Below are 13,510 nucleotides of genomic sequence, written 5' to 3' on the forward strand. Positions count from 1 at the left end.
ACGTCCACCGCGAGAGAGCTCAGGCGGTCGCCTTGATGGCCTTGCCGGTGATCTCGATGATCTCGTCGATCTGGTTCTTCTCGACGATCAGCGGCGGCGACATGGCGATGCAGTCGCCGGTCTGGCGCACCATGAGGCCGAGCTCGAACGCCTTGACGAACGTGTCGTAACCCCGCGCGGCCGGCGCATCCTTGCGCGGCTCGAGGTCGATGCCGGCGGCGAGGCCGAGATTGCGGATGTCGGTGATGCCGGGCCCCTTCAGCGAATGCACGCCGTCCTCCCAGTATTTGGAGAGGTCGGCGGCGCGCTGGAACAGGCCGTCGTTCTTGTAGATGTCGAGCACCGCAGAGGCCGCCGCGCAGGCCAGCGGATGGGCCGAGTAGGTATAGCCGTGGAACAGCTCGACCGCGTTCTCCGGTCCGTTCATCAACCCGTCGTAGACGTGCTTGCGGACGAACACGCCGCCCATCGGCACGGTCGCGTTGGAGATGCCCTTGGCGACCGTCATCAGATCGGGGATGACGCCGAAATACTCGGCGGCGAAGCCGGTGCCGAGGCGTCCGAAGCCGGTGATGACCTCGTCGAAGATCAGCAGGATGCCGTGCCTGTCGCAGATCTCGCGCAGGCGCTTGAGGTAGCCCCTGGGCGGCGGCAGGTAGCCGGTCGAGCCGGCGCAGGGCTCGACGATGACGGCGGCTATGTTGGAGGCATCGTGCAGCGCCACGATGCGCTCGAGCTCGTCGGCAAGCTCGACGCCGTGCTCGGGCTCGCCGCGCGAGAAGGCGTTGCGCTTGAGATCGTGCGTATGCGGCAGGTGGTCGACCCCCGGCAGCATGGCGCCGAACCATTTGCGGTTGTTGACCATGCCGCCCACCGAGATGCCGCCGAAGCCGACCCCGTGATAGCCGCGCTCGCGGCCGATGAAGCGGGTGCGCGTGCCCTGGCCGCGCGCGCGCTGGAAGGCGAGCGCGATCTTGAGCGCGGAGTCCACGGCCTCGGAGCCGGAGTTGCAGTAGAAGGCGTGGTTCAGGTCGCCCGGCAGCATCGCGGCATGCCGCGCCGCGAGCTCGAACGACTTCGGATGCCCCATCTGGAACGAGGGCGCGTAGTCCATCTCGTCGAGCTGCTTCACGATCGCGGCCTTGATCTCCTCGCGGCCGTGGCCGGCATTGACGCACCAGAGGCCGGCCGTGCCGTCGATCACCTTGCGGCCGTCCGGCGTCCAGTAGTGCACGCCCTTGGCCTTCGCCAGAAGCCGCGGGTTCTTCTTGAACTGCCGGTTCGCGGTGAACGGCATGAAGAAGGCATCGAGGTTGTTGGCGGTGGGCTTGGTGCTGGGCGAGGGCATGATGAAACCTTTGCAGAGGATCGACCTGAATTAATCTATCACCTGTCCACGCCGGCGGCCACGCGCCGCCTTCATTCTCCTTTGAGAATTTCTGGGGCCTTGCGCGTCAATCGCGAAACGGCGGGATGTCGAAGTGCAGCACCTGCTCGCGTACGCCGAGCTTCTCGTACAAGGCCACCGCCGGATCGTCGCCATAGTCGGCCTGCACGAAGACGACCCAAGCCTGGCGCATGGTCGCGATGGTCCGCAGGCGCTCGATCAGAGCGGTGGCTATGCCGCGTCTGCGATGCGGCTCCGAAACCGCCAGGTCGTAAATGTAGATCTCGCGTCGGGCTCTTTCGAACTTGTCGAGTTCATAGGCGACCAAACCGCCCACCACCGCTCCGTCGGCCAGCGCAACAAGGGCGATGACGTGATCCTTGCCCAGCAGGTCCCGCAGGTAGGTCTCGCCCGGCGGCGCGCTGCCGTAGGTCTCCGGGTCACCGAAGGCCTCGCCGAACAAGGCGTTGAGCTCGCGAAGGCGCGGCGCTTCCGATGGCGTCAGACGGCAGATCTCGACGGGCTCGCGCATGCGTCGCATGCCCTCACTTGTCGACATCGATCACCACGCGGCCCCTCACCTCGCCTTTCAGGATCTTCGGCGCCAGCCTCATCAGGTCGGAAAGGCCGGCCTCGCTCACCGTGCTGTCGAGCTTGTCGAGCGGCAGGTCGCCCGCGAGCCTGCGCCATGCCTCCTCGCGCGGCGCCTTGGGCAGCATCACCGAGTCGATGCCGTAGACGGTCACGCCGCGCAGGATGAAGGGCAGGATCGAGCCCGGAAAGGCCGCGCCGCCGGCCAGGCCGCACACTGCCGCCGCACCGCCATACTTCAGTTGCGAAAGCGCGCGCGCGAACATCACGCCCGATACCGTGTCGACGATACCGGCATAGCGCTCGGACAGCAGCGGCCGGTCAGGAGCGTCGGTCAGCTCCTTGCGGTCGATGATGGTCGCGGCTCCCAGCGACTGCAGATAGGCCGCCTCCTGCGGCCGGCCGGTGGCGGCCACCACCTGGTAGCCGAGCCGCGCTAGGATCGCGACCGCGATAGAGCCCACGCCGCCCGCAGCGCCCGTCACCAGCACCTCGCCCGATTCCGGGCGCACGCCGTGCTTCTGCAGGGCCATCACGCAGAGCATCGAGGTATAGCCCGCCGTGCCGATCGCCATCGCGCGCTTGGTGGAAAGAGCAGATGGCAGCTTCACCAGCCAGTCGCCCTTGACCCGCGCCTTCGTGGCATAGCCGCCCCAATGCAGCTCGCCGACGCGCCAGCCGTTCAGCACCACCTTGTCGCCGGGCTTGAAGCCGGGATTGCCGGATGCCTCTACGGTGCCGGCGAAATCGATGCCGCCGACATGCGGCCATATCTTCACCAGCCCGCCGCCGGTGGTCAGCACCAGCCCGTCCTTGTAGTTCAGTGTCGAATATTCGACCGCGACGGTGACGTCGCCCGCGGGCAGCCGGCTGTCCTCCAAGGTCTCGATGGCCCCGCTCACCTTGCGGTCGGCTCCCTGGCTCAGAACAAGCGCGCGAAACGACATGCGGAACTCCTTCGATAACGCCCGAGCGGCTTCTGCCGGTGTTGTATCAGCCCGGCAGACGGCGGGCGACATCGCTTGCGATGACGCGCGCAAGGGCCTGAAGCCGCTTCCCGAAACGCTGCCTGACTTCCTCCTCCGTCATCGCCGACCGCGGAAAGCGGATCGAGAGACTGCCAAGTACGCGCTCGCCGCGGCGGATGGGGACGGCCATGCCGTGCAGGCGGGTCGGTCGCGGCGGCTGGGTGAAAGCGACGCCGTCGCGCCGCACCCGCGCCAGCACCTCGTCGAGCGCCGCCTCCTGGCGCCGCGTCAGGCCGCCCATGTCGCGCAGGATGGTGCGGCGCTCCTCGTCCGGGCAGAAGGCCAGCCAGACGCGGCCCAGCGCGCTGATCAGCATCGGCCGGCGCGTGTTGAGCGCCGCACCCTCGAACGACATCGGGCTTTCCGGCGCGGTCGAGTGACGGATCACGATGGCGCCGAAGCTCAGCGTCGCGAGATAGAGCGGCCAGCCGTGTTCGGCCGTGAACCGGCTCATGTGCGGAATGGCGGCGTCGACCAGATGATCGACGAAGCGGATCGATTCGGAGAGCCCGAGCACACGGTCGGTGAGCCGATAGCCCTGCTGGCGCGACAGCCGACTGGCATAGCCGAGCGCGATCAAGGTCTGCAGCAGACGCACGACCGTCGGCCGCGGCAGGCCGGTTTCGCGCATCAACACGCCGACCGTCGAGCTACGCCGTCGGCTCAACGCCTCCAGCACCGCGAAACTGCGGCGGACAGGTTCGATGATGGCCGCAGGCATAGGCGTTCCAGCAAGCTTCCCGTGCCGGATGGTCGCAACCATCTTGGTACGATAGTCCGTAATACGGACTTCGTCGACTTTGTGCGCACCGGCCGGCGCCATCGGCGTACGCTCGACGCAAACGGAGGAAGCGAACGATGGCCCATCGATCGATCGAGGTGCGCAAGCTCACACCCGCCATCGGCGCGGAGATCTTCGGCGTCGACCTCGGCGGCGATATCAGCAACAGCCAGTTCGAGGCGATCCACGACGCGTTGCTGCAACATGTGGTCATTTTCTTTCGCGATCAGAAGATGACCCCGGAGCAGCACAAGGGCTTCGGCCGCCGCTTCGGCAAGCTGCACATCCATCCGGCCTCGCCGAGCGTGGTGGAAGGGCATCCCGAAATCCTGGTCATCAAGGCCGACGCGAATTCCAAGCGGGTCGCGGGCGAGGTCTGGCACTCGGACGTATCCTGTGACGCCGAGCCGCCGATGGGCTCGATCCTCTACATGCACCAGCCGCCGGAGAATGGCGGCGGCGATACGATGTTCGCCAACATGTACCTCGCCTACGAGACGCTGTCGGAGCCAATGAAGCGCTTCCTTGACGGATTGACCGCCGTGCATGACGGCGAGCATGTCTATCGCGGCCGTTACGGCGTCAACGACGCCAAGAAGGCGTTTCCTCGGTCCGAGCACCCGGTCGTGCGCACGCATCCCGAGACCGACCGCAAGGCACTGTTCGTCAACCGCGGCTTCACGACGCGCATCAAGGAGCTGAACCGCAACGAGAGCGACGCCCTGCTGACGATGCTCTACGATCATGCGGAGACGCCGGAGTATCAGTGCCGCTTCAAGTGGCAGGCGGGATCGGTGGCGTTCTGGGACAATCGCGCGGCAATGCATCACGCGATGTGGGACTACTTCCCGCAGAGCCGGCTTGCCCATCGTGTGACGATCTGCGGCGACAAGCCGTTCCATCGCGCCTGAGCGGCGCGCAAGAGTTGGGCCCGGCACGACATCGCCGGGCCAGGATCAGGGAGGATGACATGGGCCCTCGCCACATCGGTTGGGCATCGCTCGCGATTGTCGTCGCCGCGCTTTGCGGCAGCCCGACGAGCGCCGCGGAGCCGACCCCGACGCCGGGCGGAGAAGCGGTATTCGGTCTCGAGGCCGATTGGCATCCGATGGACCCGCTGCGGGCCGACGCCGTCGACGACGCCGACGTCGACTACGCGATCTACAGCACCTTGCTCAAGGTGACGCCGAAGGGCGAGATCACGCCGGGCCTCGCGAGCGGCTACACCGTCTCCGCCGACGGGCTGACCTACGAGCTCACGCTGAGACCCGATCTCAAGTTCCAGGATGGAACGCCGCTCGATGCCGCAGCGGTGAAGTTCAACCTCGACCGCGAGCTCGATCCCAAGAACGACTGCTGGTGCCGCGCCTTCATCTCCTCGATCGCCTCGGTGGAAGCGAAGGACGCGCTGCATGTCGTGCTGCATCTCGGCAAGCCCTACGCGCCTCTGCCCTACGCGCTCGCCGGCATCTTCGGCGGCCTCGTCGCCTCGCCGACGGCGATCCAGAAATACGGCAAGGACTACGGCAACAATCCGGTCGGCGCTGGCCCCTTCCGCTTCGTCAGCCAGCAGGCCGGCAACTACGTGACGGTGGAGCGCTGGGACGGCTACTGGGAAAAGGGGCTTCCCTATCTCCAGAAAGTGACGTTCCGGGCCATCCCGGATGCCCAGGCGCGCTACAGCAGCCTGCTGTCGGGCTCCATCCAGAGCGTCGAGAACGCGGCGTTCCGGCAGGTCGTTGCCGCCAAGGCCAATCGCGCGGTCGTGGTGCAGTCGATTCCGGCGCTGGGAACGATCTTCGTCATGTTCGACGTCAAGAAGCCGCCGTTCGACAAGGTGGAGGCCCGGCGCGCGGTCGGCTACGCGACCAACTTCGCGGTGCTGAACAAGGGCCTCTACCACAACCTCTACACGCCCGTGCAGTCGCCGTTCCCGCCGGCGTCGTGGGCGCATCAGCCGTCCGTGCCCGGCTATCCGGCCTACGACCCGGCGAAGGCGCGCGAGCTCCTGGACAAGATGGGCGGGCTGTCGTTCGTGCTGTCCGTCCAGAATTCGCCCGAAACCCTGCAGCTTGCCGAAGCCTTGCAGAGCGAGTGGAAGGAAGTCGGGCTCAAGGTGAAGATCAAGCAGGTGGATCAGGTCACGCTGATCAACGACGCCCACAACTTCGGCTACCAGGCGGCGATCTATCGCTATCGCGGCGCCTTCGATCCGGCCCTGAGCGTCTCGCCGTTCTTCGGCTGCAACGCGAGCTTCAATCACGTCGGCCTGTGCGATGAAGAGCTCGACAAGCTGATGCACGCGGGCGTCGCCGAGCAGGACAAGGCGAAACGGCTGGCAATTTACCGCAAGGTCGACGCCCGGCTGGCCGAGCTGTTTCCCTATGATTTCCTCTACGCGGCCGATTGGTGGCGCCTGCATACGCCGAAGCTGCACGACGTGCCGCCCATGCCCGACAATACCCTGGACCTGACCCGCGCATGGTTGGAGAAATGAGGTATCGTCGCATCATGGGATCTCATGCAGGCTGACACAGGCACCGTAGATCCACTGCTCGACGTGCGGGCGGTCACGCAGGTGTTCCGCCTGCCCGCGACTCTGCCGTTCCGCAAGCCGCGCATCGTTCATGCCGTCTCGGCCGTCTCCTTCACACTCGCGGCAGGCGAATGTCTCGGGCTGGTGGGCGAGACCGGCTGCGGCAAGTCCACGCTCGCCCGCACCATCATGCAGACGCCGCCTCCCGCAGAAGGCGACATCCTGTTCAAGGGCGAAAGCCTCGTCACGGCGAGTCCAGACAAGCGTCGCTCCCTGCGGCGCGATATGCAGTACGTCTTCCAGGATCCGTTCGCTTCGCTCGATCCGACCTGGCGGGTCGCCAACCTGGTGGCCGAGCCCTTGCGCATCGCGGGGTGGGATCGGCCACGAATCGGCGCGCGCGTCGGAGAGGTGCTGCAGGCTGTCGGGATTGATCCGGCGCGCTACGGCGGTCGCCGGCCGCGCGAGCTGTCCGGCGGCCAGTGTCAGCGCGTCGCGGTGGCCCGCGCGCTGGCGCTCTCGCCACGCTTGCTGATCTGCGACGAGGTCGTCTCCGGCCTCGACGTGTCGATCCAGGCGCAGCTCCTCAACCTCTTCGTCGAACTGCGCCGCACGTTCGGCCTCGCCTATCTCTTCATTTCGCACGACCTCGGCGTGGTGCGGCACCTCAGCGACCGGGTCGCGGTGATGTATCTCGGAAAGATCGTCGAGATCGGCCCCTCCGACTGCGTCTATCGCCAGCCGCGGCATCCCTATACGGCCGCCCTGCTGGGCGCCGTGCCGAGCGTGTCACACAAAGCCAGTCGTCCGCGCATGAATCTGGCAGGCGAGTTGCCGTCGCCGCTTGCGCCGCCGAGCGGCTGCCGGTTTCGCACTCGTTGCCCTCGCGCCGCGCCACGCTGCGCCGTCGAGGAGCCGCCCCTGCTCTCCAATGCCGCCGGCCACGCTGTCTCCTGCCATTTCCCCCTTACAGGGGACGGGGCGGCGGCATCTCAGCCCGAATCCGTGCTTTCCCTGAGCCCTGCCCGGCCATGATCGCCTTCGTCCTGCGCCGGATCGTTCAGCTCGTCCCCGTGCTTCTTGGCGTCACGCTGCTTGCCTTCCTGCTCGTGAACCTGCTTCCAGGCAACATGGCGCTGGCCATCCTCGGCCCGGATGCCAGCAAGGAAGCCATCGCTCACCTGCAGGAGCAGCTCGGCCTCAACCAGCCCATCCTCCTGCGCTACCTGCATTGGCTCGCGCATGCGCTCACGGGGGACTTCGGCTGGTCGGAAATCCAGTCCCAGCCGGTCCTGCCGACCATCCTCCAGCGCTTTCCGGTGACGGTCGAGATCATCCTGCTGGGCCAGCTCATCGGCGTCGTGCTGGCCATGCCTTGCGCCGTGGCGGTCGCCTTGCGGCCGCAGGGGTGGCTCGACCGGCTGCTCGGGCTGCTGGCCTATGGCGCCATCGCGACGCCGCGCTTCCTGCTGGGATTGCTGTTGATCCTCGGCTTCTCGGTCTACTGGCAACTCTTTCCCTCGACCGGCTTCGTGTCGCTGTTCGCCGACGCCGCCGGCAATCTCCACTCCGTGGCGCTGCCGGCGATCACCATTGGCGTTCTCGAATTCGCTGTCTATTTCCGCGTGCTGCGCGGCGAGATGCTGCGCAATCTGGCAGAAGATTTCGTCCTGGCGGCGCGTGCCAAGGGGATTTCGCCGCTGCGCGCGGTGCTGCGCCACGTGCTGCGCAACTCCGCGGTGGCCCTGGTCACCGTCATCGGCATCGGCTTCGGCCCGCTGGTGAGCGGCGCAGTGATCGTCGAGAGCCTGTTCTCGCTGCCGGGCGCCGGCGACCTCCTCGTCAACTCGATATACCAGCGCGACGCCGTCATGGTGCAGGGCGTGGTCGTGATCGTGGCCGTGACGGTCGTGCTGGTGAATCTCGTCGTCGATATCGCCCATATGCTGCTCGATCCGAGGATCCACCTCCATGACGGCTAGACAGGCGTTGGGAGCGCTCCCCCGTCTCGCGTTCCGTCTCCGGGGCGAGGCCGAGACCTGGATATGGGGAACGGTGCTCGTCCTGATCGCCGCCGGCTGCTATCTCGGCCCCTTCGTCCTGCCGCTGCCCAACCCGGAGGCGACCGATTTCGCCAACGCCCTCGCGCCGATCGGCACGCCCGGACATTGGCTGGGCACCGACGCGCTGGGGCGAGACCTGCTGGCGCGCTGCCTCCATGGCGGTCGCGTGTCCTTGACCGTCAGCGTCGCCGCAGTGGCGCTGGGCCTCGTCGCCGGCGGCACGCTCGGCATTGTCGCGGGCTATCGCGGCGGCACGGTCGACGCCGTCATCTCGCGCTGTCTCGACGTGCTGTTCGCGTTTCCGGGCCTCGTGCTGGCGCTGACCGTCGCAAGCTATCTCGGCCCGAGCGTGCGCAATGTCACGCTGGCGATCGCCTTCTACACCGTGCCGGCCTATGCGCGCATGGCGCGGGCCGGTGCGCTGCGCGTACGCGAGCAGAACTTCGTTCGCGCCGCGCAGATGTTCGGCGGCGGCGGCTGGTACGTGGGTACGCGCCATATCCTGCCGAACGTGCTGTTCCTGATCCTCACCTACGCCTTCGTGCTGATCGGCATCGCCATGGTGATCGAGGCGGGCCTCTCGTTCCTCGGCCTCGGCGTGCCGCCGCCACAGCCGAGCTGGGGGCAGCTCATCGCCATGGGCAAGCAGGATATCTCCGATGCGCCGCATATCGCCCTGGTGCCCGGCGCCTTCCTGTTCGTGACCATCGCGGCGTTCAACCGTCTCGGCGACATCCTGCAGGCGCGGCATGCCTGACGGCCAGCCGTTTCGGCCTCTGCTCGCGGTCCGCAACCTGCGTGTCGAAGCCCGGCTCGCCGGCCGCGATCTGGTGGCGGTCGACGGCGTGTCGTTCACGCTGTCGCACGGCCGCACCCTCGGGATCGTGGGCGAATCGGGATCGGGCAAGTCGCTGACGGCGCGCGCGATCATGGGCCTGCTGCCCGCCAATACGCGCATCGCCGGCGGCGAGGTTTGCTTCGAGGGCGTCGATCTCCGCCCGCTCTCGGACCGCGAGATGCGGCGGCGGCGCGGCGCCGGCCTCGCGATGATCTTCCAGGACCCTCTGCGCTCGCTCGACCCCACGATGCGGGTCGGCGAGCAGATCGTCGAGGCGATCACGGCCCACCATCGGGTGGGCCGCGCCGAGTCGCGTAACACGGCCCTCGCCCTGCTCGACGCCGTGCGGATCCCGGCGGCGGCGAAGCGGCTCGACGACTATCCCCATCACCTTTCCGGCGGCATGCGCCAGCGGGTGATGATCGCCATTGCGCTCGCCGGCCGGCCGCGGCTGCTGATCGCCGACGAGCCCACGACCGCGCTCGACGTCACCACCCAGGCCGAGATCCTCGATCTGCTGCGTCAGCTCCAGCAGGAGCTGGACATGGCAATGGTGCTGATCACGCACGACATGGGTGTAGCCTCCGAATGCACCGACCGGATTGCGGTCATGTATGCCGGCCGGCTGGTCGAGGAAGGACCGACGAACGACGTTTTCGCGCGGCCGCGCATGCCCTATACGCGCGGCCTCCTCGACAGCGTCGTCGATGTCGATACGCCGCCGCACGCATTGCTGCACGCGGTCGGCGGGCGCCCGCCCTCCCTGGCGGAGATGCCCTCGGGCTGCCGCTTCCACCCGCGCTGCACGCGGGCGACCGCCCAATGTGCGGGGCAGGCGCCGCGGCTCGCGCCCGCCGGACAAGACCATCGCTGGGCCTGCTGGCTTCCGCTGGATGGCGAAGGATGCAACGAGAGTCCGTAATGCGGACTCTTGCAACTTCGGCCGTGCCGGCGGCGGCGGCCGGCGTACGCTCGGCAAACGGAGGAAACGCCCCATGGCCTATCAGTCGATCGAAGTGCGCAAGCTCACGCCCACAATCGGTGCCGAGATTTTCGGGGTCGATCTCGCCAAGCCGCTGGGCAACCAGCAGTTCCAGGAAGTGCACGACGCGCTGATGGAGAACCTGGTCATCTTCTTCCGTGACCAGAAGCTCACCATCGAGCAGCACAAGGACTTCGGCCGGCGCTTCGGGCCGCTGCACGTGCATCCCAACGCGCCCATCACCTTCCCCGAGCATCCCGAGATCCTGGTGATCAAGGCCGACGAGAAGTCCAAGCGCGTGGCCGGCGAGGAATGGCACTCCGACGTCTCGTGCGATCTCGAGCCGCCCATGGGCTCCATCCTCTACATGACCGAGGTGCCGCCCGAGGGCGGCGGCGACACGCTGTTCGCCAACATGTACCGCGCCTACGAAACGCTCTCCGAGCCGATCAAGCAGCTGCTGCAGGGGCTCACGGCGCTGCATGACAGCTCCAAGGCGCACTACTATCGCGTCAAGGCCACCGACCGCGAGGAGATGAAATTTCCCAACGCCGAGCATCCGGTGGTCCGCACCCATCCGGTGACCGGCAAGCAGGGCCTCTACGTCAATCGCGGCTTCACGCTGCGCATCCCGCAGCTCAGGAAGAACGAGAGCGATGCGCTGCTCGAGATGCTCTACCGCCACATCGAGACGCCGGAATTCCACTGCCGCTTCAAGTGGCAGCCGGGCTCGGTGGCGTTCTGGGACAATCGCTGCGCCCAGCACCATGCGATGTTCGACTACTTCCCCCACCGCCGCTACGGCCACCGCGTGACGGTGTGCGGCGACAAGCCGTTCTATCGCGCATAGTCGCCGGCACATACTCGCGCGGCGATCTCGAATCCCTCGACGAGGCCGCCCGAGCGATCACGTCTCCTCGTCGGCCTCGATCGCGTGGGCGAGGGCCTGTTCGCGCTCGAAGGCGGCGTCGTCCAGCAGGTCGTCGACATAGCCTTGCGCCGCGCGCTCGATCTCGCGCGGCGCGAGGCCGTGCTTCTCGGCGAAGCGGTCGAGGACCCGGCGGATCTCCACCTTCGCCTCCTGCTTGTCGCGGGCGAGCGCTTCGAGGCGCTCGCGCGGATCGCCGACATTCATCGGCGAGCGAATGGCCCAGCCGGCCGGCAGGGGAAGCTGCGCGTCCATGATCAGGCCGCCCGCCGGCCGCCGGTCGGCTTCTTGGCCGTGCGGCGGTCCTTGGCCGGCGCCGAGCGTGCGCCGCCGTTGCCGGAGGTGCCGCTGCTGCTCTTGCCCTTGAGGCTGTTGCGCAGCGCCTCCATGAGATCGATCACCTTGTCGTCGTTGGCGGGCCTCGCCGGCCGCACCGGCTTGTGGCCCTTCCTCTTCTCCTCGATCAGGGCGCGCAGCGCGTCCTCGTAGCGGTCGGTGAACCCGGAGGGGTCGAAGTCGCCGGACTGCTGGTCGATGATCTTCTCGGCGATCTCGAGCATGCGCTTGTCGGCGCGCGGCAGCTCGGGCGAGGGGATCTGGTCCATGGCACGGACTTCCTGCGCCGTGCGCAGGGTCGTGAGCACCAGCCCGTTGTCCTCGATCTCGATGGCGCAGATGCGCTCACGCGTACCCATCACGAGGCGGCCGATCGCCACCGTCTTCCTGTGCTCCATCGCCTCGCGGATCACGGCGAAGGCCTCGATGCCGGTCTTGCCCGCCGGCACGAGGTGATAGGGCGTGTCCCAGTAGAGTCGGTCGATCGAGGCGGCCGGCACGAATTTCTCGATGTCGATGGTGCGCGTGCTCTCGAGCTTCACGCTCTCGAAGTCGTCCTTGTCGAGCAGAACGTACTCGCCCTTGGCGATCTCGAAGCCCTTCACGAGATCGCCGCGCGAGAGTTCCTCGCCGGTGACCGCGTCGACCGTCTTCATCTTCACGCGGTTGTTGGTCTCGGGATTGATCAGGTTGAAGCGGATCGTCTCCGCCTCGGTCGTCGCCGCAAAGAGCGCGACCGGGCAGGTCACCAGCGAAAGGCGCAGATGGCCTTCCCACGATGGCCGTACAGCCATGGCAAACCCCTCGTTAGTCCCCTCGATCCACAGACTGTACATAAGTAAAATGCTGCAGATACAGCACTTTGGCGACTGTCAACCTATGGGGGCCCGTTCCCGTTTCGACCTCGCAAGGTCTGGTGATGCCGGAACCGCCCCCACCGGAGGTACATGGCGCAGCGATTGCGGATCCACCGGGAAAGGCGCTAGTCGCGGGCGACCTCGCGAAGGATGAAATCGGCGATGCGTTCGTAGGCGCGCGCGTTCGGGTGCCACTCGACGCCGGGATCGATCACGTAGTCGGGCCAGACCTCGGCGAAGCGCGGGATGACCTTCGCCATCGACTGCACGTCGAGACCGGCGGCCGTCATGCCATGCTCGGCCCTCGCCATGATCCCGGCCGGAAAGGTGGGATCGGTGTTCCACACCAGCACATGGACTCGAAGGCCGGGATACCGGCGGCCGAGCTCGGTCGCACCCGCCACGACGAGCGCGGCGGCGAGATCGGCCTCCTCCATGCCGGGCACGGCATCGAGGCCGATCAGCGCGCGCCAGCCCCGCCAACCGCTGCCGTCGAAGTTGCCGGCGCGAACCGGCCGCCCGTCCGGTCCGAGCCGGAAGCGCGGGCCGTGCTTGTCCCACTGGCCCTGTCCCACCACGCGCCCGATCTGCGCCGGGATGATCAGATAGAAGGCATCGGTCGGCGCGCAGCCGATAGCGCGCTGGAAGCGGCCCGACAGAAGACCGGCCAGGAACTGGTGCGGCCCCCAGCCGCCGATGCCGAAGTTGCGGGCGGCCACGCGCCCCCTGCTCCTCGCCACGATCTGCGCCGCCGAGGTTTCGCCGTCGCTGACGCCTTCGCCGAAGGTGAAGGAGTCGCCGAACAGCAGCACGCAGCGGTCGGGCTTCCCGGCGGCCGGCACCACACGGAAGTGATCGGCGCCGGTCGTGTAGACGGCATCGTAGATCACGCGCGCTCCCATCACCTCGCGCGCCGTGACATGCATGTTGGCCCGGGCGATGAAGCCGACATCGTCGACGCCCTGCTCGTAGAAGCCCGCCGTGATCGAGCCTTCGATGTGGGTCGGCCGCGTCGCCCCTTGCGCCGGATCGAGCCGCTTCCAGGCGCCGAACGCCACGACGGCGACCACGACCGCGCCGAGGTTCACCGCCGTCGCGAGCAGCCATCGGCCGGACCGTTTCTCCCGCCCCGTCATTGGCGGGGCATACTCCCGCCGCACCGTCTTTTCCATATCGGACGCAT

General features: G+C 67.3%; 14 protein-coding genes. 7 read left to right on the forward strand and 7 right to left on the reverse strand.

Features of this window, described 5'->3' with window-relative positions; all coding sequences use genetic code 11:
* Window positions 1–19: 19 nt before the first annotated feature.
* The 4 genes from OJF58_RS02165 to OJF58_RS02180 form a co-directional block, all read right to left on the reverse strand.
* Complete coding sequence (locus tag OJF58_RS02165) at window positions 20–1,348, reverse strand: aspartate aminotransferase family protein (protein ID WP_300781433.1); 1,329 nt, start codon at window positions 1,346–1,348, stop codon at window positions 20–22.
* Window positions 1,349–1,454: 106 nt separating this feature from the next.
* Window positions 1,455–1,919 (reverse strand): AAC(3)-I family aminoglycoside N-acetyltransferase, encoded by a 465-nt coding sequence (locus OJF58_RS02170; RefSeq protein WP_300781434.1) that lies wholly within the window; start codon window positions 1,917–1,919, stop codon window positions 1,455–1,457.
* Between the two features lie 13 nt (window positions 1,920–1,932).
* A complete protein-coding gene (locus tag OJF58_RS02175; protein WP_300781435.1) occupies window positions 1,933–2,925 on the reverse strand; it encodes an MDR family oxidoreductase in 993 nt (330 codons plus the stop codon).
* A gap of 46 nt (window positions 2,926–2,971) precedes the next feature.
* Window positions 2,972–3,727, reverse strand: a complete 756-nt coding sequence (locus OJF58_RS02180) for an IclR family transcriptional regulator C-terminal domain-containing protein (protein ID WP_300781436.1) — start codon at window positions 3,725–3,727, stop codon at window positions 2,972–2,974.
* 137 nt (window positions 3,728–3,864) lie between these two features.
* Between OJF58_RS02180 and OJF58_RS02185 the strand changes: the two genes are divergently transcribed.
* The 7 genes from OJF58_RS02185 (at window position 3,865) to OJF58_RS02215 (ending at window position 11,056) form a co-directional block, all read left to right on the forward strand.
* On the forward strand, window positions 3,865–4,698 hold the full coding sequence (locus OJF58_RS02185; RefSeq protein WP_300781437.1) for a TauD/TfdA family dioxygenase: 834 nt from the start codon (window positions 3,865–3,867) through the stop codon (window positions 4,696–4,698).
* 59 nt (window positions 4,699–4,757) lie between these two features.
* Window positions 4,758–6,284: an ABC transporter substrate-binding protein gene (locus OJF58_RS02190; RefSeq protein ID WP_300781438.1), complete on the forward strand. Its 1,527-nt coding sequence runs from the start codon at window positions 4,758–4,760 to the stop codon at window positions 6,282–6,284.
* A gap of 24 nt (window positions 6,285–6,308) precedes the next feature.
* Complete coding sequence (locus OJF58_RS02195) at window positions 6,309–7,358, forward strand: oligopeptide/dipeptide ABC transporter ATP-binding protein (RefSeq protein WP_300781439.1); 1,050 nt, start codon at window positions 6,309–6,311, stop codon at window positions 7,356–7,358.
* Window positions 7,355–8,305, forward strand: coding sequence for an ABC transporter permease (locus tag OJF58_RS02200; protein WP_300781440.1), 951 nt, complete (start codon window positions 7,355–7,357; stop codon window positions 8,303–8,305). The genes OJF58_RS02195 and OJF58_RS02200 overlap by 4 nt, the downstream gene beginning before the upstream one ends.
* Window positions 8,295–9,143, forward strand: a complete 849-nt coding sequence (locus OJF58_RS02205; protein ID WP_300781441.1) for an ABC transporter permease — start codon at window positions 8,295–8,297, stop codon at window positions 9,141–9,143. Before OJF58_RS02200 ends, OJF58_RS02205 begins: the two co-directional genes overlap by 11 nt.
* Window positions 9,136–10,146: an ABC transporter ATP-binding protein gene (locus OJF58_RS02210; protein WP_300781442.1), complete on the forward strand. Its 1,011-nt coding sequence runs from the start codon at window positions 9,136–9,138 to the stop codon at window positions 10,144–10,146. The genes OJF58_RS02205 and OJF58_RS02210 overlap by 8 nt, the downstream gene beginning before the upstream one ends.
* A 73-nt stretch (window positions 10,147–10,219) precedes the next feature.
* Window positions 10,220–11,056 (forward strand): TauD/TfdA family dioxygenase, encoded by an 837-nt coding sequence (locus OJF58_RS02215; protein ID WP_300781443.1) that lies wholly within the window; start codon window positions 10,220–10,222, stop codon window positions 11,054–11,056.
* Window positions 11,057–11,113: 57 nt separating this feature from the next.
* Here the strand turns inward: OJF58_RS02215 and OJF58_RS02220 are convergent, their stop codons facing one another.
* The 3 genes from OJF58_RS02220 to OJF58_RS02230 all read right to left on the reverse strand — a co-directional run bounded on the left by OJF58_RS02220 (window position 11,114) and on the right by OJF58_RS02230 (window position 13,463).
* A complete protein-coding gene (locus tag OJF58_RS02220; protein WP_300781444.1) occupies window positions 11,114–11,389 on the reverse strand; it encodes a hypothetical protein in 276 nt (91 codons plus the stop codon).
* Between the two features lie 2 nt (window positions 11,390–11,391).
* Window positions 11,392–12,264: a Ku protein gene (locus OJF58_RS02225; RefSeq protein ID WP_300781445.1), complete on the reverse strand. Its 873-nt coding sequence runs from the start codon at window positions 12,262–12,264 to the stop codon at window positions 11,392–11,394.
* Window positions 12,265–12,452: 188 nt separating this feature from the next.
* Window positions 12,453–13,463: a hypothetical protein gene (locus tag OJF58_RS02230; protein ID WP_300781446.1), complete on the reverse strand. Its 1,011-nt coding sequence runs from the start codon at window positions 13,461–13,463 to the stop codon at window positions 12,453–12,455.
* Window positions 13,464–13,510: the final 47 nt, after the last annotated feature.

Origin of the sequence: Enhydrobacter sp., from assembly GCF_030246845.1 — a bacterium.
GTDB lineage: Bacteria > Pseudomonadota > Alphaproteobacteria > Reyranellales > Reyranellaceae > Reyranella.

Coding starts and splice junctions, on each gene's coding strand:
- OJF58_RS02165 (WP_300781433.1), bottom strand. CDS start 1,348: ATGCCCTCGCCCAGCACCAAGCCCACCGCCAACAACCTCGATGCCTTC.
- OJF58_RS02170 (WP_300781434.1), bottom strand. CDS start 1,919: ATGCGCGAGCCCGTCGAGATCTGCCGTCTGACGCCATCGGAAGCGCCG.
- OJF58_RS02175 (WP_300781435.1), bottom strand. CDS start 2,925: ATGTCGTTTCGCGCGCTTGTTCTGAGCCAGGGAGCCGACCGCAAGGTG.
- OJF58_RS02180 (WP_300781436.1), bottom strand. CDS start 3,727: ATGCCTGCGGCCATCATCGAACCTGTCCGCCGCAGTTTCGCGGTGCTG.
- OJF58_RS02185 (WP_300781437.1), top strand. CDS start 3,865: ATGGCCCATCGATCGATCGAGGTGCGCAAGCTCACACCCGCCATCGGC.
- OJF58_RS02190 (WP_300781438.1), top strand. CDS start 4,758: ATGGGCCCTCGCCACATCGGTTGGGCATCGCTCGCGATTGTCGTCGCC.
- OJF58_RS02195 (WP_300781439.1), top strand. CDS start 6,309: ATGCAGGCTGACACAGGCACCGTAGATCCACTGCTCGACGTGCGGGCG.
- OJF58_RS02200 (WP_300781440.1), top strand. CDS start 7,355: ATGATCGCCTTCGTCCTGCGCCGGATCGTTCAGCTCGTCCCCGTGCTT.
- OJF58_RS02205 (WP_300781441.1), top strand. CDS start 8,295: ATGACGGCTAGACAGGCGTTGGGAGCGCTCCCCCGTCTCGCGTTCCGT.
- OJF58_RS02210 (WP_300781442.1), top strand. CDS start 9,136: ATGCCTGACGGCCAGCCGTTTCGGCCTCTGCTCGCGGTCCGCAACCTG.
- OJF58_RS02215 (WP_300781443.1), top strand. CDS start 10,220: ATGGCCTATCAGTCGATCGAAGTGCGCAAGCTCACGCCCACAATCGGT.
- OJF58_RS02220 (WP_300781444.1), bottom strand. CDS start 11,389: ATGGACGCGCAGCTTCCCCTGCCGGCCGGCTGGGCCATTCGCTCGCCG.
- OJF58_RS02225 (WP_300781445.1), bottom strand. CDS start 12,264: ATGGCTGTACGGCCATCGTGGGAAGGCCATCTGCGCCTTTCGCTGGTG.
- OJF58_RS02230 (WP_300781446.1), bottom strand. CDS start 13,463: ATGACGGGGCGGGAGAAACGGTCCGGCCGATGGCTGCTCGCGACGGCG.